Origin of the sequence: Streptomyces sp. NPDC015532, from assembly GCF_043078065.1 — a bacterium.
GTDB lineage: Bacteria > Actinomycetota > Actinomycetes > Streptomycetales > Streptomycetaceae > Streptomyces.
This window is the reverse complement of the sequence record NZ_JBIBSY010000003.1, coordinates 344,656-363,627: the sequence shown is the minus strand read 5'-3', so window position 1 is coordinate 363,627 and position 18,972 is coordinate 344,656. Positions and strand designations below refer to the sequence as shown.

16 protein-coding genes and 1 pseudogene are annotated in these 18,972 nt (G+C 71.7%); 6 read left to right on the top strand and 11 right to left on the bottom strand.

Translation table 11 applies throughout. The annotated features are described in order from the left end of the window. Positions 1-7: 7 nt before the first annotated feature. From ACF07B_RS12865 to ACF07B_RS12845, 5 genes are all read right to left on the bottom strand, one after another. Entirely contained in the window at positions 8-1,219 is a 1,212-nt protein-coding gene (locus tag ACF07B_RS12865) for a Gfo/Idh/MocA family protein (protein ID WP_392178966.1), read from the bottom strand. Positions 1,220-1,301: 82 nt separating this feature from the next. Beyond that, positions 1,302-2,351, bottom strand: a complete 1,050-nt coding sequence (locus tag ACF07B_RS12860; protein ID WP_362401480.1) for a substrate-binding domain-containing protein — start codon at positions 2,349-2,351, stop codon at positions 1,302-1,304. A gap of 20 nt (positions 2,352-2,371) precedes the next feature. After that, a complete protein-coding gene (locus ACF07B_RS12855) occupies positions 2,372-3,391 on the bottom strand; it encodes an ABC transporter permease (protein WP_392178965.1) in 1,020 nt (339 codons plus the stop codon). Then, entirely contained in the window at positions 3,388-4,926 is a 1,539-nt protein-coding gene (locus ACF07B_RS12850; RefSeq protein WP_392178964.1) for a sugar ABC transporter ATP-binding protein, read from the bottom strand. The genes ACF07B_RS12855 and ACF07B_RS12850 overlap by 4 nt, the downstream gene beginning before the upstream one ends. A gap of 154 nt (positions 4,927-5,080) precedes the next feature. Then, the gene (locus ACF07B_RS12845) at positions 5,081-6,262 is read right to left on the bottom strand and encodes an ROK family protein (protein ID WP_369483814.1); all 1,182 of its coding nucleotides are present in this window, start codon (positions 6,260-6,262) and stop codon (positions 5,081-5,083) included. A gap of 243 nt (positions 6,263-6,505) precedes the next feature. On the opposite strand from ACF07B_RS12845, the gene ACF07B_RS12840 reads away from it, so the two are divergent. Continuing rightward, on the top strand, positions 6,506-7,777 hold the full coding sequence (locus ACF07B_RS12840; RefSeq protein ID WP_392178963.1) for a low temperature requirement protein A: 1,272 nt from the start codon (positions 6,506-6,508) through the stop codon (positions 7,775-7,777). A gap of 48 nt (positions 7,778-7,825) precedes the next feature. Here ACF07B_RS12840 and ACF07B_RS12835 read toward each other — a convergent pair whose 3' ends face one another. Next, positions 7,826-8,500: a GntR family transcriptional regulator gene (locus tag ACF07B_RS12835; RefSeq protein ID WP_384240423.1), complete on the bottom strand. Its 675-nt coding sequence runs from the start codon at positions 8,498-8,500 to the stop codon at positions 7,826-7,828. Here ACF07B_RS12835 and ACF07B_RS12830 point away from each other — a divergent pair. Beyond that, a pseudogene (locus tag ACF07B_RS12830) lies at positions 8,387-8,698 on the top strand (hypothetical protein); the annotation flags it as partial. The gene ACF07B_RS12835 and the pseudogene ACF07B_RS12830 overlap by 114 nt on opposite strands. 1 nt (position 8,699) lies before the next feature. On the opposite strand, the gene ACF07B_RS12825 reads toward ACF07B_RS12830, so the two are convergent. From ACF07B_RS12825 to ACF07B_RS12815, 3 genes are all read right to left on the bottom strand, one after another. Next, positions 8,700-9,647, bottom strand: a complete 948-nt coding sequence (locus ACF07B_RS12825; RefSeq protein WP_369483785.1) for a beta-ketoacyl-ACP synthase III — start codon at positions 9,645-9,647, stop codon at positions 8,700-8,702. A gap of 135 nt (positions 9,648-9,782) precedes the next feature. Continuing rightward, positions 9,783-9,917, bottom strand: a complete 135-nt coding sequence (locus ACF07B_RS12820; RefSeq protein WP_362401501.1) for a hypothetical protein — start codon at positions 9,915-9,917, stop codon at positions 9,783-9,785. After that, positions 9,886-11,217 (bottom strand): OFA family MFS transporter, encoded by a 1,332-nt coding sequence (locus ACF07B_RS12815; RefSeq protein ID WP_392178962.1) that lies wholly within the window; start codon positions 11,215-11,217, stop codon positions 9,886-9,888. Before ACF07B_RS12815 ends, ACF07B_RS12820 begins: the two co-directional genes overlap by 32 nt. Before the next feature lie 395 nt (positions 11,218-11,612). On the opposite strand from ACF07B_RS12815, the gene ACF07B_RS12810 reads away from it, so the two are divergent. Both ACF07B_RS12810 and fdhD read left to right on the top strand, forming a co-directional pair. Then, on the top strand, positions 11,613-12,584 hold the full coding sequence (locus tag ACF07B_RS12810; protein WP_392178961.1) for a 2-dehydropantoate 2-reductase: 972 nt from the start codon (positions 11,613-11,615) through the stop codon (positions 12,582-12,584). Between the two features lie 175 nt (positions 12,585-12,759). Further along, positions 12,760-13,623, top strand: a complete 864-nt coding sequence (gene fdhD / locus ACF07B_RS12805; RefSeq protein WP_362401510.1) for a formate dehydrogenase accessory sulfurtransferase FdhD — start codon at positions 12,760-12,762, stop codon at positions 13,621-13,623. Positions 13,624-13,753: 130 nt separating this feature from the next. Here the strand turns inward: fdhD and ACF07B_RS12800 are convergent, their stop codons facing one another. Continuing rightward, on the bottom strand, positions 13,754-14,296 hold the full coding sequence (locus tag ACF07B_RS12800) for an isochorismatase family protein (RefSeq protein ID WP_392178960.1): 543 nt from the start codon (positions 14,294-14,296) through the stop codon (positions 13,754-13,756). Between the two features lie 232 nt (positions 14,297-14,528). Here ACF07B_RS12800 and ACF07B_RS12795 point away from each other — a divergent pair, with 232 nt between their 5' ends. Then, on the top strand, positions 14,529-16,559 hold the full coding sequence (locus ACF07B_RS12795) for an exo-alpha-sialidase (RefSeq protein WP_392178959.1): 2,031 nt from the start codon (positions 14,529-14,531) through the stop codon (positions 16,557-16,559). 100 nt (positions 16,560-16,659) lie between these two features. On the opposite strand, the gene ACF07B_RS12790 is transcribed toward ACF07B_RS12795, so the two are convergent. Beyond that, positions 16,660-17,772 (bottom strand): bile acid:sodium symporter family protein, encoded by a 1,113-nt coding sequence (locus ACF07B_RS12790; protein ID WP_392178958.1) that lies wholly within the window; start codon positions 17,770-17,772, stop codon positions 16,660-16,662. A 144-nt stretch (positions 17,773-17,916) separates the two neighbouring features. Between ACF07B_RS12790 and ACF07B_RS12785 the strand changes: the two genes are divergently transcribed. Continuing rightward, entirely contained in the window at positions 17,917-18,789 is an 873-nt protein-coding gene (locus ACF07B_RS12785; protein ID WP_384241425.1) for a LysR substrate-binding domain-containing protein, read from the top strand. Positions 18,790-18,972: the final 183 nt, after the last annotated feature.

Genomic DNA, 18,972 nt, shown 5'->3' with positions numbered 1-18,972 from the left:
GGCCTCCTCAGACCGCTACGGGGGTGTACGTGGAGTTCTTTCCGGCGCTCTCCTCGACCGCGGCCAGGACGCGCTGGACCTGGAGTCCGTCGGCGAAGGACGGTGCGGGAGGCCGTCCGTCCGCGATGGCCTGGACGAGATCGCGGGCCTGGTGGACGAACGTGTGCTCGTAGCCGAGACTGTGTCCCGGCGGCCACCAGGCGTCGAGGTAGGGGTGGTCGGGTTCGGTGACGAGGATGCGCCGGAAGCCCGCGTGGGCGGCCGGCTCGGTGTGGTCGTGGTACGCGAGTTCGTTGAGCCGTTCCAGGTCGAAGGCCAACGAGCCGCGCTCGCCGTTGAGTTCGATGCGCAGGGAGTTCTTGCGCCCGGCGGCGAAACGGGAGGCCTCGAAGGAGGCGAGGGCTCCGGAGGCGAAGCGGGCGGTGAACAGGGCGGCGTCGTCGACGGTGACGGCGCCCGAACGGGAGCCCGGCAGCGGCCCGGAGGCGGACAGCCCGCCGGACGTCCGTGCGGGCAGCGGCCGTCGGCGGACGAACGTCTCGGTGAGCGCGGAGACTCCGCCGAGCGGCTCGCCCGCCAGGTGCTGCGCGAGGTCGACGATGTGGGCCCCGAGGTCGCCGAGGGCGCCGGACCCGGCCTTCTCCTTGCGGAGTCTCCAGGTGAGCGGGAACTCCGGGTCGGTGAGCCAGTCCTGAAGGTACGTCACCCGGACGTGCCGCAGGGTTCCGAGGCGGCCCTCGGCCACCATGGAGCGGGCCAGGGCCGCCGCGGGCAGGCGGCGGTAGTTGAAGCCCACCATGGAGATCTGGCCGCGCGCGGCGGCCTCGGCCGCGGCCTCGGCCATCGCCTCGGCCTCCTCGACGGTGTTCGCGAGCGGCTTCTCGCACAGCACGTGCTTGCCCGCGGCCAGCGCGGCGACGGCGATCTCCGCGTGGCTGTCGCCGGGTGTGCAGATGTCGACGACGTCGACGTCGTCCCGGGCGATCAGCGCGCGCCAGTCGGTCTCGGCGGCTCCCCAGCCGTGCCGGCCGGCCATCGCGCGCAGGGCCGGTTCGTCGCGGCCGCACACGGCGGCGAGGACCGGGCGGCGCGGCAGGTCGAAGACACGGCCCACGGTGCGCCAGCCCTGTGAGTGGGCGGCGCCCATGAACGCGTAACCGACCATGCCCACGCCCAAGGGCGGTTTCGCGGCCTCGTCACCCTGGTCCGGCTGTCCCATACGGGGGTCCTCCTCGTCGTCGTGGCGCGGTGGGGGTGGGGCCCGGTCCCACAGGACCGGGCCCCGGTGTCGGCGGCGCGCATCACTTGAAGCCGGTGGCCATGTACTGCTGGACGTTGTCCTTGTCGACGACGGCCGAGTAGAGGGTGAGCGACGCGGGGATCTCGAACTCGGCGAGCCCGCTGATGCCCTTGCCCTGCCCGAGTGTGCGGGCGAGGTCGATCGCGGACGCGGCCATGGTCGGCGGGTACAGGACGGTGGCCTTCAGGACGCTGTCGTCGGCGTCGATGGCCTGGAAGGCGGAGAGCGCTCCGGCCCCGCCCACCATGAGGAAGCCGTCGCGGCCGGCCTGCTTGATGGCCCGCAGCGCTCCCACGCCCTGGTCGTCGTCGTGGTTCCACAGCGCGTCGAACCTCGGCTGGGCCTGGAGGAGCTGGGACATCTTGGCCTGCCCGCTCTCCACGGTGAACTCGGCCGCCTGGCGGGCGACCTTCGTGATGTTCGGGTAGTTCTTCAGCGCGGCGTCGAAGCCCTGGGTGCGCTGCTTGGTGAGTTCCAGGTTGTCGAGCCCCGCGAGCTCGATGACCTTGGCGTTCTTTTTGCCCTTGAGCTTCTCGCCGATGTAACGGCCCGCGCTGAGGCCCATGCCGTAGTTGTCGCCGCCGATCCAGCACCGGTACGCCTGGGGCGAGTTGAAGATGCGGTCGAGGTTGATGACGGGGATGCCGGCGCGCATCGCCTTGAGACCGACCTGGGTCAGGGCCTTGCCGTCGGCCGGCAGCACGACCAGGACGTCGACCTTCTTGTTGATCAGGGTCTCGATCTGGCCGATCTGCGCGGCCGTGTCGTTGGAGCCCTCGGTGATCTCCAGGGTGACGTCCTTGTACTTCCCCGCCCGGCTCTTGGCGTTGTCGTTGATGGCGTTGAGCCAGCCGTGGTCGGCCTGGGGACCGGCGAAGCCGATCGTGACGTGCTTGCCGGGCTTGTCGTCGGCGGCCGGCCCGGAGTTCGCGGCGGGGTTCGCGTCCTTGGTGTCGTTGCTGGTGCAGCCGGTGAGGAGGGCACCGGCCGAGACGGCGGCGGTCCCGAAAAGCAGTCCTCTGCGACTGGTCAGGCTCGTGGGTTCTGGCATGGCGGTGGACCCTTCCCGTGTCAGGTCGTGCTGGCTGTGCGCCGCTGGACCAGAACCGCGGCGACGATGATCGCGCCCTTGGCGATCTGCTGGACGTCGCTCTGGAGGTTGTTCAGCGCGAAGATGTCGGTGATCGTCGTGAAGATCAGTACGCCGAGCACCGAGCCGGTGATGGTGCCGCGGCCCCCGCTGAGCAGGGTGCCGCCGATGATCGCCGCCGCGATGGCGTCGAGCTCGTAGAGGTTGCCGTTGGTGTTCTGGCCGGAGCCGGACAGGATGACCAGCAGGAACGCGGCGATGCCGCAGCACAGTCCGGAGAGCAGATAGAGGTAGAGCCGCTGACGTCGTACGTCGATGCCGGCGAGCCGGGCCGCCTCCGCGTTGCCGCCGACGGCGACCGTGCGACGGCCGAAGGTGGTGCGGTTCAGCACCAGCCAGCCGACGAGGGTGACGACGGCGAAGACCAGGACGAGCGGAGGGACGCCGAGGACGTAGGAGTCGCGTTCGCCGAGCTTCAGGACACCGTCGACGGTGACGATCTGGGTCCGGCCGTCGGTGATCTGGAGGGCCAGGCCACGGGCCGAGGCGAGCATGGCGAGCGTCGCGATGAAGGGGACCATCCCGCCGTACGCGACGAGCAGGCCGTTGACCAGACCGCAGCCGAGACCGACGAGGACCGCGGTGACGAGGATGCCCGTGAAGCCGTACTCCTGGGTCGCGACCGTGGTCGCCCAGACCGAGGAGAGCGCGACGATCGCGCCCACCGACAGGTCGATGCCCCCGGAGGTGATGACGAAGGTCATGCCGACGGTCACGACGCCGATCACCGAGGCCTGGGTGAGGACGAGTTGGAGGTTGCGGGTGTCGAGGAACTCGTCGGGCCTGGTGATGCCGCCGATGACGACGAGGACCGCGAGGACGCCGAGGAGCGAGAGCGTGCGGACGTCGGCGTGGGCCACCATGCCTCGCCACGCGGGGAGTTCGCCCGTGACGGGTACCTTGCCGGTGCCGTCCCGGGGCGGGGAAACGTGCTGCGTCATGACGCCGGACTCCCTTCACTGGCCACGGGGCCTCCTTCCAGCACGAGGTCGAGGACACGGTGTTCGTCGAGGTCGAGGGCGGGTGCCGTGTGCACGACCCGCCCTTCGCGGAGCACCAGGACACGGTCGGCGAGCCCGAGCACCTCGGGGATCTCGCTGGACACCAGCAGGACGGCCAGACCCTCGTCGGCGAGCCGGCGGATCACGGCGTACAACTCGGCGCGCGCCCCGACGTCGACACCGCGCGTCGGCTCGTCGAGGAGCAGGACGCGGCAGCCGCGCAGCAGCCAGCGCGCCAGCACCGCCTTCTGCTGGTTGCCGCCGGACAGGGTCCTGACCGGGAGGCCAGGATCGTCGGGGCGCAGCGAGAGTTCCCGGGTGGCCGCCCGGGCCGCCCCGCGTTCGGCCCGCCGGTCGATCCAGCCGCCGCGCGCGTAGCGGGACATGGAGGACAGGGAGACGTTGCGGGTGACCGACTCCAGCATCAGCAGGGCCTGTGCCTTGCGCTCCTCGGGGGCCAGTCCGAGTCCGGCGCGCACCGCGGCGCGTACGCTGCCGGTGCGCAGCGGCTTTCCCCTCACGCTGACCCGGCCGGTCGTCGGTCTGCGGGCCCCGTAGATCGTCTCCAGGATCTCGGAGCGGCCGGATCCCACCAGTCCGGCCAGGCCGACGATTTCCCCCGGGCGTACGTCCAGGTCGAGCGGGGCGAACTCCCCCTGGCGGGACAGGCCTTGGACCGAGAGCACCGGATCGCCCGGGGGCCGTGCGCGGGGCCGGTCCGGAAAGACGTACTCGACGCTGCGTCCCGTCATGAGTGCCACGACGTCGCGCGTCGGCGTCGACCTGGCGGGCAGTCCGCCCGCGACCGCGCGCCCGTCCTTCAGGACGGAGACGCGGTCGCCGATGCGGCGGATCTCCTCCAGGCGGTGCGAGATGTAGACGACGGCGACACCGTCCGCGGTGAGATCGCCGACGATCCGGAAGAGGTTGCCGACCTCGTCGGGGTCGAGGGCCGCGGACGGCTCGTCCATGACGATGAGCCGTACATCGTGGGAGAGGGCCCGTGCCATGGAGACGATCTGCCGCTGGGCGGCGGAGAGTTCACCGACGAGCCGGGCCGGATCGATCTCCGGATGTCCGAGTCGCTTGAGCAGCAGGGCGGTAGCTGTCCTGGCCGCCCTGCCCCGGACGACGAACCCCCCCGTGGTGGGTTCGTGTCCGAGGTGGACGTTCTCGGCGACCGACAGCCCCTCCACCAGGTCGAGTTCCTGGTAGATGGTGGCGATACCGAGGCGCATGGCGGCGATCGGGGACCTGAGGGTGACGGGTTCGCCGCGCCAGACGATGGTGCCGGTGTCGGGCTGGTGGGCGCCGGACAGGACCTTGATGAGCGTGGACTTCCCGGCGCCGTTCTGGCCGAGCAGGCAGTGCACCTCGCCGGCCTGGACGTCGAGGTCGACGCCGTCGAGGGCCCGGACTCCGGGGAACGACTTGGTGATGCCGGACATGGTGAGCAGCAGTGGTTCTGGTGCCATGACGGTTCCCTCGGACAGGCGTGCGGGCCGGTTGCCGGGTGGTGCGCGTACGGGCGGGGGGTTCGGGTGCCGGGCGGGGGTTGGGGTGCCGGGCGGGAGGTTCCGGTACGACGGAGCGCGACCCGGCGCCGGTGGTCCGATTCCTGGAGGTGGTCTACGCGGTAGAGAACAGGTGATCGCTGATCAGCCGGGCCCCGCCGATGACTCCGGCGGTCGGGCCCAGTTCCCCGAGGACGATGGGCAGGTTGCCGGTCGCGAGGGGCAGCGACTGGCGGTAGACCTGGGTGCGGATCGCGGCGAGCAGGGTGTGGCCGAGCCCGGTCACTCCCCCGCCGATCACCACCAGGGCGGGATTGAAGAAGCTGACGAGCGCCGCGATGACCTGGCCGGTGCGGTTGCCGCCCTCGCGGATCAGGTCGAGCGCGGTGGCGTCGCCCGCCGCGGCCGCTGCGGCGACGTCGACGGCGCTCAGCGCGCCGTTCGCCGCCAGTCGCGTGGCGAGTTCGGCCGAACGGCCCTGCTGGGCCGCGTCGACGGCGTCGCGCGCCAGCGCGGCACCGCTGAAGTGGGCTTCCAGACAGCCCCGGTTGCCGCAGGCGCACGGGCGCCCGTCGGGCACGGCCTGGATGTGCCCGATGTCGCCGGCACTGCCCGTCGCACCGCGGTGGACCTCTCCGCCGACGACGATGCCGCAGCCGATGCCGGTACCGATCTTGACGCAGAGGAAGTCGCCCACGGAGCGGGCGACGCCCGCGTGCTGCTCCCCCATGGCCATCAGGTTCACGTCGTTGTCGACCATGACCGGACAGCCGAGTTCCTGGCTGAGCACCTCGCGGACCGGGAAGCCGTCCCAGCCCGGCATGATCGGCGGGGCGACCGGGACACCCTCGGGGAAGCGGACGGGACCGGGAACGCCGATCCCCGCCCCGTCGAATCCCTCCGCGATCCCCGTGGCCTTCAACTTCGCCGCCATGGACAGCACTTGCTCGGAGACCGCGACCGGTCCCTCACGTACGTCCATGGGCTGGTTGAGGTGTCCGAGGATCTCCAGCTCCGCGTTGGTGACGGCCACGTCGACCGAAGTGGCGCCGATGTCGACGCCCAGGAACCGCAGCGCCGGCGAGAGCCGGATGTTGTGAGAGCGGCGGCCGCCCCGCGAGGCGGCGAGTCCGTCGGCCACCACGAGGCCGGTCTCCAGCAGCCGGTCCACTTCGACGGCCAGCTTCGACCGGGAGAGGTCGATGTGATCGCCGAGCTGGGCACGGGAGTTGGGGCCGCCGTCGCGCAACAGCCTGAGCAGCCGGGCCTGATGGGCGTTCGCGGGTCGCGCTGTCATACGTCTCACGAACCCCTCCCCGCCTCGGTCGGCACCTGCGTCGGTCAGGTTCCGGCCACCGTCACCGGTCGTTCTTTCGAGGGGAACGTAGCAGCGCCTGCCGGGAGTGGGAAGAAGTACTGCAGGGATTGCAGCAGACTTTCTCCACTCGCAGGACAAAGAGAGATCGGAGGGCGAAGGACCCCGCCTCGGGGCGAGACAGCCGCATACGATCTCCGCAGACCATCTGTCGCGGGGGGACACATGAACAGGGCAGGGGACGGTCCGGGGCACACACCGGTGGCCGAGGCGGAGCGTTCGGCGGCACAGGGAACCACGCGGTCGGCGGGCGCGACCGCCCAGTTGGCGGGCGACGAGGCGGGGCGGCGCGTCAGTACGCTGGAGCTCTTCTTCGACCTCGTCTTCGTCTTCACCCTCACCCAGCTCACCGTGCTGCTCGCCGCCGATCTGTCGTTCGCGACGGCGGCCCGCGTCGCGCTGATCTTCGTGGTGCTGTTCTGGATGTACGGCGCGTACGCGTATCTCACCAACCAGGTTCCGCCCGACCGGCCTTCACGGCGGATCCTGCTGATGCTGGGCATGGGCGCGTTCCTGGTGTGCGCGCTGGCCATCCCTCGCGCCTTCGACGACGGCGGTGTGGTCTTCGGCCTGGGCTTCCTGGCCGTCGTCCTCGTGCACAGCGCGCTCTACACCCGCAGCCACGGCCGTGATGTCGTCTGGTACGCGGTGCCGAACGCGCTCGCCGCGCTGGCCGTCACGGCGGCAGGGCTGTTCGACGGCCCGCGCGCCGACGGTCTGTGGCTGCTGGCCCTGGTCCTGCAGTTCGTCACACCGTTCCTCGCCGAACACGGGGCCAGGCGCCGCGGCGGGCGCGACGCCATGGTGCTGCGCACGCAGTTGGGGGCGCTCGACCCGGCCCACTTCGTCGAGCGGCACGGGCTGCTGCTCATCGTCGCGTTCGGCGAGTCCGTCATCGCGATCGGCATCGGGATCGGGAGCCGGCCGCTCACCGTGGATCTGTTCGTCGGTGCCTTCCTCGCGCTCGCGCTCGCCGGTGCCCTGTGGTGGACGTACTTCGTACGCGACGAACACGCGGCGGAGGCCGTGTTCACGGCGACACCGCCGGACCGTCGCTGGCGCCTGGCGATGAACGCCTACTACTACGCCTTCCTTCCCATGCTGCTCGGCATCGCCTACTGCGCGGCCGGTGTGAAGAAGACGCTCGGCCATCTCACCGAGCAGTCCGCCACCGGGCCCGCGCTGACGCTCGCCGGCGGGGTCGCGCTGTTCCTCGCCGGGGACGTGGCGTTCCGTTCGGTGCTGCGGCTGTGGCCGGTGACGTTCCGCGCGGTCGCGGTACCCGTCGCGGCGGCCACGGCGCTGCTCGGCATCCGGTTCTCGGCGGTCGTGGAACTGCTGGCGCTGGTGGGGGTGCTGGTGGTGATGCTCGGCGCGGAGGCCCGCTGGTCGCCCTCCGGCACCGGCCCCCGCGTGGTGACGGCGCCCGCCGCCTGACGGTGGGAGACGGCATCCGCCGACCGGCCGGCGGCGTCCGCCGGCCTGCTACTTCTCGCGGTCGTGGTACATCTGCCGCGTGTGCTCCGTGTGCGCCCGCATGACCGCGGTGGCCCGCTGTCCGTCGCGCTCCGCCATCGCGGCGATCAGTTCGCGGTGCTCGATCCAGGACTGCCGCCCGCGCTGCCGGGCCACCGGTGTGTAGTACCAGCGGACCCGGCGGTCGACCTGCGCGGCGAGCTCGGCGAGGACGGTGTTGCCGGCGAGTTCCATGACCTTGGCGTGCAGCCGCGCGTTCGTCGCGACCGCGGCGTCGACGTCGTCGTCGGCGACCGCCCGCTCACCCTCGGCGCACAGGTCTTCCAGCGCGCTGATGGCGGCGGGATCCGCGTTGGCGGCGGCGAGACGGGCCGCTTCGGCCTCCAGGAGCGTACGGACCGTGAGGAGCTGGTCGGCCTCTTCCTCGGTCGGCTCGTGCACGAACGCGCCCTGGGCGGGCCGCAGATCGACCCAGCCGTCGGTGCTCAGCCGCTGCAGGGCCTCCCGCACCGGCTGCCGGGAGACGCCGAGGTGACCGGCGAGTTCGCTCTCGACGAGGTGCTGGCCCGGCTGGAGGGCGCGGGTGGTGATGAGTTCGAGCAGCGCCTCGTAGACGCGGTCACGGAGCGGGCCGGGCCGCTCGAGCTTGGGTACCGCTCCCTGAGGCAGGCCTGTCGACAACATCACGGTCCCTCCCTGGGCAGCGTCGTCGCCGCGATAGGAAAGTCGATTATTAATTGTCTTTCGCCTACAGTCTACGGCGCACAAACCCGCCACAGGCATGGGAGTTGGGCTTGTCACATCCGGGAACGCGGGGGTCCGGCGGACGGCTCGGGCCGCCTCACGGACGGCTCGGGCCGCCTCACGGACGGCTCGGGCCGTCTCACGGGCAGCGGACGACCTGCCCCGCGTAGGAGAGGTTGCCGCCGAAGCCGAACAGCAGGACCGGGTCGCCGGTGGAGATCTCCCCGCGCTCGACGAGCTTGGAGAAGGCGAGCGGGATGCTCGCGGCGGAGGTGTTCCCGGAGTCGACGACATCCCGCGCGACGACGGCGTTGACCGCGCCGATCTTCAGGGCGAGCGGCTCGATGATGCGCAGGTTGGCCTGGTGCAGGACGACTCCGGCGAGGTCCTCGGGCACGAGGCCGGCCTTCTCGCAGGCCTTGCGGGCGAGCGGCGGGAGCTGCGTGGTGGCCCAGCGGTAGACGCTCTGCCCCTCCTGCGCGAACCGCGAGGGGGTGCCCTCGATGCGGACCGCGTGCCCCATCTCGGGCACCGAGCCCCACAGCACCGGTCCGATGCCGGGTTCCTCGCCGTCGGCACAGGCCTCGACGACGGCGGCCCCCGCGCCGTCCCCGACGAGGACGCACGTGGTGCGGTCGGTCCAGTCCGCCACGTCGGTCATCTTGTCGGCGCCGATGACCAGCGCCCGGGTCGCGGCGCCGGCGCGGACGGCGTGGTCGGCGGTGGCCAGGGCGTGGGTGAACCCGGCGCAGACCACGTTGACGTCCATCGCGGCCGGCGAGGGGATGCCGAGGCGGGCGGCGACCCGGGCGGCCATGTTCGGGGAGCGGTCGACGGCCGTGGAGGTGGCGACGAGGACGAGGTCGATGTCGCCGGGCGTCAGACCGGCGGAGGCGAGCGCCTTGGCGGCGGCGTGCGCGGCCAGCTCGTCGACCGGTTCGTCGGGCCCGGCGACATGGCGGGTCCGGATGCCCACACGGCTCCGGATCCACTCGTCACTGGTGTCGACCATGCCCGCCAGGTCCTCGTTGGTGATGACCTTGGCGGGCTGATAATGACCGACGGCGGCGATCCGTGAGCCGTTCATGAGTGGTCCCCCTCGTGCTTCGGTAGCGGGATCCACCAGTCTGATCAATGACTCACGAGTACGGCGGCAGGTGAAGCCACAGGATTGCGGCGCCAGGCTTGTCGGCTTCTGTCAGACCTTGGGACGCCCGAACACCTACCCCGAGAACAGTTGCGTGGCCTTCTGTACGAGCTCGTAGACGCCGTAGCACAGGGGCGCGCCCACCCACAGCCAGGCGAAGGCGGTCAGGACCCGCCGGTCAGGCGGACTCGGGCTGCTGTCGTGCGACATCGGCGGCCTCCCTCGGTGCGGGGATGTGATGGCGGGCGTCCACGGGGCGTACGAGCTCGTTGGCGACGAAGCCTACGGCGAGCAGCCCGATCATGATCAGGAACGACGTTCCGTACAGGGACGAGCCGTGTCTGCCCGCCGCCTCCTGGTGGTCGGCGATCCGGTTCACGATCAGCGGTCCGAGGACACCGGCGGTGGACCAGGCGGTGAGCAGCCTGCCGTGGATGGCGCCGACCTGGTAGGTGCCGAACAGGTCCTTCAGATACGCGGGGACCGTGGCGAAGCCTCCGCCGTAGAAGGAGAGGATCACCAGCGCGCTCAGGATGAACAGCGGCTTCGAGGAGTCCCCCAACCAGGCGATGAGCGCGTACATCAGGGCGCCGCCCCCGAGGTAGACCCGGTAGATGTTCTTGCGTCCGATCAGATCGGAGGTCGAGGACCAGCCGATCCGGCCGGCCATGTTGGCGGCGGAGAGCAGGGCGACGAATCCGGCGGCGGCGGAGGCGGTGACCGGGGTGGAGGTGTCCGCGAAGAAGTCCGTGATCATCGGTGCGGCCTTCTCCAGGATGCCGATCCCGGCGGTGACGTTCATGCACAGAACGACCCACAGGCACCAGAACTGCGGGGTGCGGACGGCGTTGCGGGCCGAGACCTGGACCCCGTCGAGCGCGCTCGGAGCCGATGGGGACGGCCTCTCGCCGCGCGGCACGCGCACCAGCAGCACGCCGAGGGTCATGAACACGGCATAAGTCAGCCCGTGGACGAGGAAGGCGACCGCGATCCCGGAGGAGTCGGAGCCGAACGACTTCAGCATCTGGGCGGACCAGGGCGAGGCGATCAGCGCGCCGCCGCCGAAGCCCATGATCGCGATGCCGGTGGCCATTCCGGGCCTGTCCGGGAACCACTTGATCAGGGTGGAGACGGGCGAGATGTAGCCGATGCCGAGGCCTGTGCCGCCGACGAAGCCGTAGCCGAGGACGATCAGCCAGTACTGCTCGGTGGCCGCGCCGAGGGCGGAGATGAGGAAGCCGGACGAGAAGCAGACGAGGGCGACGGTCATGGCCCAGCGCGGGCCGTTGCGCTCGACGAGGGTGCCGCCGAACGCGGCCGACAGGCCGAGCATCACGATGGCGAGCTGGAAGGGCAGGGCGCTCTGGGTCCCGCTGAGACCGAGCGCCGATTCGAGTGGCGGCTTGAAGACACTCCAGGCGTAGGCCTGGCCTATGGAGAGATGGACCGACAGGGCGGCCGGCGGGACGAGCCAGCGGCTCCAACCGGGGGGTGCGACAGGAGGGCTCATGATCCGGGACGATAGAAAGCGGTCGCCCGGCTGTGAAGCGGCGTGACCAAAACCCGTCGACCGTATGCGATGAGCGGTATCCCTGACGCGACGAACGGTCGCCCGACCGGGCGCCGGCGATCACTCGGCGGCGGCACCCGAACCCGGGCCCGTCCGGCGGCGGTCACCCGGGCCGGAGCGACGGTCGCCCCCACCGGTCCTCCCGAGCCGCCGCTCCGGCCCGGCCCCCATCGCCCCGCCCCCCGGCCCGGCCATCGCGGCGGCCCCCATCGCGCCGGCCGCGGGCGCCGGTCCGGTCACGGCCCTTGTCGGCCACCATTCCATCCTGTAGACAATATTTCGTCGACAGAGTTCGGCAGTTCCTCGGTACCCTCGACCGAACGGAGCACCACACAGTGAGAGTCGCAGTTCTCGGCGCCGGTGCGATCGGCGCCTACGTCGGCGCCGCTCTGCACCGTGCGGGCGCCGACGTGCACCTCGTCGCCCGTGGACCGCATCTCGCGGCCATGAGGCGGCACGGCGTCCACGTCCTCAGTCCACGCGGTGACTTCACCGCGCGCGCCCACGCCACCGACGACCCGGCCGAGATCGGTCCGGTCGACTACGTCTTCCTCGGCCTGAAGGCCAACTCGTACGCGGCGTGCGGGCCGCTGATCGAGCCCCTGCTGCACGACACCACGGCGGTCGTCGCCGCCCAGAACGGCATTCCCTGGTGGTACTTCCACCGGCACGGCGGACCCTGGGACGGCCACCGGGTGGAGAGCGTGGACCCGGGCGGCGCGGTCAGCGCGGTACTGGCCCCGGAGCGGACCGTCGGGTGCGTCGTGTACGCCGCGACCGAACTGGAGGGACCGGGCGTCGTCCGCCACCTCGAAGGCACCCGGTTCTCCCTCGGGGAACCGGACCGGTCCGTCTCGGCGCGCTGCCGGTCGTTCAGCGACGCCATGCGGGAGGGCGGGCTGAAGTGCCCGGTCGAACCGGACCTGCGCAATGACATCTGGCTCAAGCTGCTCGGCAACATCTCCTTCAACCCGATCAGCGCGCTGGCCCGCGCCACGATGCGGCAGATGTGCCTGCACGGCGGGACACGCAGGGTCATCGAGATCATGATGACCGAGACGCTGACCGTCGCCCGGGCGCTCGGCTGCGAGGTGGGGGTGTCCATCGAGCGGCGCCTGGCGGGTGCCGAGCGGGTCGGCGACCACCGCACCTCCACGCTCCAGGACCTGGAGCGCGGCAAGCCGCTGGAACTCGACGTGCTGCTCGCGGCCGTCGTGGAACTGGCGGAGATCACCGGGGTACCGGTCCCGACCCTGCGCACCGTGCACGCCATCTCGGATCTGCTCGCGCTGCGGACCGCGGCATGAGCGCGGAGCGGGCCGCCCGCCCGGCGAGGCACCCCGCGGCCCGCTCAGCGGGTGCAGGACAATGAGAACGTGAAGGTCGCCCCTGCGGCACGCCCGCGGGTGACCCGAACGCCAACCGGCGATCGCGACGGCCGATCCGGCCGGCCGCACGTACGGAAGCGGGACTGATCAGGACATGGGACGAGTCACGGAACGACGCAAGGTGATCCGCGTCCGGAACGGCGCCGTGAGCGCCCGCCCGGACACGCTCGTGGCGGAGGAGCCGCTGGAGATCCGGCTCAACGGAAAGCCTCTCGCGATCACCATGCGCACCCCGGGCGACGACTTCGCGCTGGCCGCGGGCTTCCTGGTGAGCGAGGGGGTGCTGGGCCGGGCCGACGAGCTCCAGAACATCGTGTACTGCGCGGGAGCCACGGAGGACGGCTCCAACACGTACAACGTCGTCGACGTGCGGACGGCGCCCGGTGTGGTCATCCCCGACATCACGCTCGAACGCAATGTGTACACGACGTCCTCGTGCGGCCTGTGCGGCAAGGCGAGCCTGGACGCGGTCCGTACGACGGCCCGCTGGACCATCGACGACACGGCGGGCGGCACCACTCCCCCGGTGCGGCTGGAGCCCGACCTGCTCGCGAGCCTCCCCGACCGGCTGCGCGCGGCCCAGCGGGTCTTCGACCGGACCGGGGGCCTGCACGCGGCGGCGCTGTTCACCGAGGACGGCGAGCTGGTCGACATCCGCGAGGACGTGGGCCGGCACAACGCGGTCGACAAGCTGGTCGGCCGCGCCCTGCAGAACGGCACGCTCCCGCTCACCCGGACGGTTCTGCTGGTCTCCGGCCGGGCCTCCTTCGAGCTGGCGCAGAAGGCCGTGATGGCGGGTATCCCGGTGCTGGCGGCCGTCTCCGCTCCGTCGTCCCTGGCCGTCGACCTGGCGGTGGAGACCGGCCTGACCCTGATCGGCTTCCTGCGCGGAGCCAACATGAACGTGTACGCGGGCGAGCACCGCGTCACCCTGCGGGCCACGGCCGGACAGGGCTGACCCCGGCTCCCCCGCGACACGGCGGCGGGGCCCCGAACGGCGGGGAGCGCCCCCTGCGCCGGAGGGGGCCCCGCCTCGGCCCGGACCACGACCGCCGCCGTACGCGACGGGCTTCGCCCGTGCCCGGGGTTCACCGGACCGAGAAGCGCACCTCACCGGCGGTCACGACCGTGCCGAGGCGCGGGAAGTCCAGCCTGACGGAGGCGTCGTGCTCGGCGGCGGTGAACGCGGCCATCGCGTCCTCGACGAAGACGAGGCCGTAGCCGAGATCCCCGGCGGCGCGCGCGGTCGACTCCACCCCGAGGTTGGTGGCGATTCCGCCGAACACCAGGGTGGAGACGCCGTGTTCGCGCAGACGCTCGTCGAGGCCGGTGCCCTGGAACCCGCCGATGGTCCGCTTCACGATCTCCAGGTCACCCTCCGCCACGAGTCCGGGGACCAGGCCGCTCCCGGGCGGCTGCTCCACGACTCCGGACCGCTCGACCCGGATGAGCACGACGAGCGCGCCCGCTTTCCGGAAGGATTCCGCCAACTCCTCGGCGGTGGCCAGAACTTCGGTCCCCTTGTGCGGCTCCAGGGGCAACGCCACGAGGCGCTCCATCAGATCGACGAGCACGAGTGCGGTGCGCGCCGGGTCGAGGGCGAGGCGGGGTTCGGTTTCGGGTGCGGTCATGACGGAACGTTAGCCCGCATCAGCCGTCCGTACCGGAAATCCGGGTCGACAAGCCCGTGAACTGCACCCCGCCGGGCGGACGCGCGGGCACGCGAATCTGGCGTGAACACGACCGGCCCATGCTCCTTGTGGGGTCCTGGAAGCCCAAGTAGCCTCTGCGGCGCGAACGTTGGACGTGGGATGTCCGGAGAATCCGGATTGCCCAGTCGCCGTACGAAGGGCAGGTCGCACCATGCCGTCACGCCTCGCCACCCGTCTGAGATCCGCCCTCGCAGCCCTCCCCGGACGCCACTCCCGGACGCGTCCGCACCCCGTCCCCTCCGTCCGGCCCGGCCCCGACCCCCGCACTCGCACTCGCACTCGCACTCGACCCTCCTTAGGCGCCCGGCCGCCCGGACCTCGTTCCCGGACCCGCCTCACCGCCGCCCTGACGTCCGCCCTCGGCATCGCCGCGCTGCTCGCGCTCCCGGGCACGGCGCGGGCCGAACCGGCCGCCGCCCGAGGCGAGTTCGAGCAGCAGGTGCTGTTCAAGGCCTCCCAGGATCCGGGCTATGCCTGCTTCCGTATCCCCGCGGTCGTCCGGACGACCGCGGGAACGTTGCTGGCGTTCGCCGAGGGACGCGTCCTGAACTGCGGCGACGCGGCCGACATCGACATCGTCGTGAAGCGCTCGACCGACGGCGGCCGCACCTGGAGCCCGCTCCAGGTCGTCAACGACGGGAACGGGGACACCCACGGCAACCCCACACCGATCGTGGACCGCGCGACCGGCCGGATCGTGCTGGCGGAGACCTACAACACGGGCCGCACGGACAGCGCGAGCTGTTCGGTGCCCTGCGACCGCACCCCGCATCTCCAGTACAGCGACGACGACGGCCTGAGCTGGTCACGGCCGCGCGATCTGAGCGACGAGATCCTGCCCGCGAACGCGAACTCCTGGTACGCCACCGGTCCGGTGCACGGCATCCAGCTCACCCGCGGCCGGCACGCGGGACGGCTCGTGTTCGCCGTCAACACCGAGACCTGGGAGGGCGGCCGGGTCACCGCCAACAACGCCGCCCTCGTCACCAGCGACGACGGCGGCGACCACTGGGGCATCGGGGCGAGCGACTCCTGGCCGATCGCGGCCGACGGCACCTTCCGGCAGAAGCCGTCCGAGATGACACTCGCCGAGCGCGCCGACGGTTCGATCCTGGTCAGCGGCCGCGAGCAGGACGGCACCGACCTCGGGCACCGCACCCAGGCGGTCAGCGGGGACGGCGGCGACAGCTTCCGCTCCCCCTTCCGTGACGTCCCCGACCTCTACGCGCCCCAGGTCCAGGGCTCGACGCTGCGGGTCGGCGACCGGATCCTGCTGTCCTGCCCCGCCGACCCGGACCGCCGCCGGACGATGACGATCCGCTCCTCCTACGACGGCGGACGCACCTGGGACAGCGTGGACCGCGGAACGGTCGTCACCACCGACTGGTCCGGCTACTCCGACCTGGTGCGCGTCGACGGCGACACCGTGGGCCTGATGTACGAGGGCGGCGCGGTCGACGCCCGCGACGAGATCCGCTTCGCCCGCTTCACCGACGACTGGCTCCGGCCGCGCCGGGGCCCTGACCCCACGACGGCCGACCTCGCTCCGCTCACCCGGCGGGCAGCGGTCCTCGGCGGCGCGGGCGGGACCGCCGGCGTCCTCGGCGGCGCGCTGGAGTTCGACGGCACCGACGACGCCGTACGGCTGCCCTACCAGGACCGGCTGCCGCTGGGGACGAGGGACTTCACCGCGTCCCTGTGGTTCCGCTACACGGCCACCGGCGGCGAACAGCCGCTGCTGTGGATGGGCGGGATCGGTACGAGCCAGCCCCAGGTGTGGCTGCGCGGGGAACCCGCGTCCGGCCGGATCACCGGACTCGTCACGACCAGGAACGGCGCGTCGCCCCCGGCCACGGCGTTCGTCCGCACCGCGGGCGCCTTCAACGACGGCCGGTGGCACCAGCTGGCGCTGCGCCGCGGCGGGGGCCTGCTCACCCTGTTCATCGACGGGACGACCGTCAGTACGGCGGACGTGCCCGGATCGGTGAGCCGGAACTCGCCGTTCGGTGTGCACATCGGCCAACGGATGGACAGCCGGGCCTACTTCACCGGGGCGATCGACGAGGTAAGGGTCTACGACCGCGCGTTGAGCGATGGGGAACTGGCGGCGCCGCCCTCACGGAAGGTGACCCGGGACACCGTCCTGTGGCTCCCCATGGACCGGGTGAGCGGGGACCGCTAGGAACCCACCCGCCGTCGGACAGGTCCTCGTGTCCCGTCGTGGGAAAGGTCCTCGTGTCCCGTCGTGGGACAGGAGTCTGTGTCCCGTCGCCGGACAGGACCTAGCGTCCCGTCGCGACCGGGGAGAGCGGGGACCCGAAGGAGCGGGCCGAGCCGCTGGCGCGGCCCGTTCCCCCGGCCGTGCCGCCGGCGCCCGTCGCGCCCCCGGTACCGGACGGCTCGTCCGGGCCGGGCCGACCGCTCACCTCGGGATCACGGGCCCGGCGTTTGGCGATCACCGCGCACACCATGAGCTGCATCTGGTGGAAGAGCATCAACGGGAGCACGGCGAGGGAGGCATGGGCGCCGAACAGGACGCCGGCCATGGGCAGACCCGAGGCCAGCGACTTCTTGGACCCGGCGAACTGGATGGCGATCCGGTCCTCCCGGCCGAAGCGCAGGGCCTTCGCTCCGTACCAGGTCAGCAGGAGCATCACGCCGAGCAGCAGCGCCTCCACGACGAGGAGCCCCGCCAGCCGGCCGACGCTGACCTGGCTCCAGATGCCCTGCACCATGCCCTCGCTGAACGCGGTGTAGACGACGAGCAGGATCGAGCCGCGGTCGACGAGGCCGAGGACCTTCTTGTGGCGGGTGATGAAGGCGCCGATCCAGGGGCGCAGCAGCTGTCCGGCCATGAACGGCACCAGCAGTTGCAGCACGATCCTGACGACCGAGTCCGTGGAGAAGCCGCCGCCGCTGTTGCCGAGGAGGACGGCGGCGAGCAGCGGGGTGATGACGATGCCCGCGAGCGACGAGAAGGAGCCCGCGCAGATGGCGGCGGGCACATTGCCGCGGGCCATCGAGGTGAAGGCGATGGACGACTGGATGGTCGAGGGGACGAGCGTGAGGAAGAGCAGGCCGGTGTAGAGGTCGTGCGTCAGGAACACCGGCTCCAGGCCGCGGGCGGCGAGGCCGAGCAGCGGGAACACCACGAAGGTGCAGATCAGGACCGTACCGTGCAGCCGCCAGTGTTTGAGGCCGTCCATCGCCTCACGGGTGGACAGGCGGGCGCCGTACAGGAAGAAGAGGAAGGCGATGGCCGCCGTGGACGCGCCCGAGGCGACATCCGCCGCCCCGCCGCTCGCCGGGAACAGGGCGGCGAGGCCCACGGTGCCGAGCAGCAGCAGGATGTAGGGGTCGACCGGCATCCAGCTCGGCCACTTCAGGCGTTTCACGGTGCTCCACTGCTCGGTTGCTCGGTTCGGTGCGGGTGATCGTCGTCGGCGGATCGTGCCCTCTCCATCGTCCCCTCCAGGACCGCGATCGGGAATCCGTCATACCGCTCTGACTGTCATCACGTATCGCGATAACCTGGGACCGTGTACGACCCTTCCCAGCTGCGTACGTTCCTGGCGGTGGCCCAGACGCTGAGCTTCACCCGGGCCGCCAGGCGGCTGGGGGTGCGCCAGTCCACGGTCAGCCAGCACGTGCGCCGGCTGGAGGACGCCGCCGGACGGCAGTTCTTCTCCCGCGACACCCACTCCGTCGAGCTCACCGAGGACGGTGAGGCGATGCTCGGGTTCGCGCGGCGGATCCTGGAGGTGCAGGAACAGGCGACGGCGTTCTTCACCGGGACCCGGCTGCGGGGCCGGCTGCGCTTCGGCGCGTCCGAGGACTTCGTGCTGACCCGGCTGCCGGAGATCCTGGAGGGGTTCAGGACCGACCACCCCGAGGTGGACCTGGAGCTGACGGTCGAGCTGTCCGGCACCCTCCACGAACAGCTCGCCGCCGGGCATCTCGATCTGGTGCTGGCGAAGCGGCGGCCCGAGGACCCGCGCGGCGAGCTCGTCTGGCACGACCGTCTCGTGTGGATCGGCGCCCAGCGGCTCCGGCTCGACCCGGACCGCCCGGTCCCGCTGATCGTCTACCCGCCGCCGGGCATCACCCGCGCGCTCGCCCTCGAAGCGCTGGAGCGCCAGGGCAGGCCGTGGCGCGTCGCCTGCACCAGCGGGAGCCTCAACGGCCTGATCGCGGCGGCCCGCGCGGGCCTCGGCGTGATGGCCCACTCGCGGGGGCTGGTGCCGCCCGGCCTGGTCCGGGTGCCGGAGCGGGCCGGGCTCCCGGAGCTCGGTGAGGTCGACTTCGTCCTGGTGCACGGCCGTCGGCGACCGTCCGCGCAGGACGCCGCGGACGCGCTCGCGACGGCGATCCTCGCGGGCGGAGACCGGCTGCACCGGGGGCAGCAGCACTAGGACCTGTCGTGCGGGCCCCGCCCCCGGGGGTCCGGCTCGCCTGGTCCGGGGCCGGATCGCCTGGTCCCGGCGGGCCGGAACGTTCGGAATCAGAGATTCCGAATTGACTCTCCGTGACGTCGGATCACCGTTCCCGGACGTAGCGATTCCGTGGAGATTACGGACCCGAAACCTACGGAACCG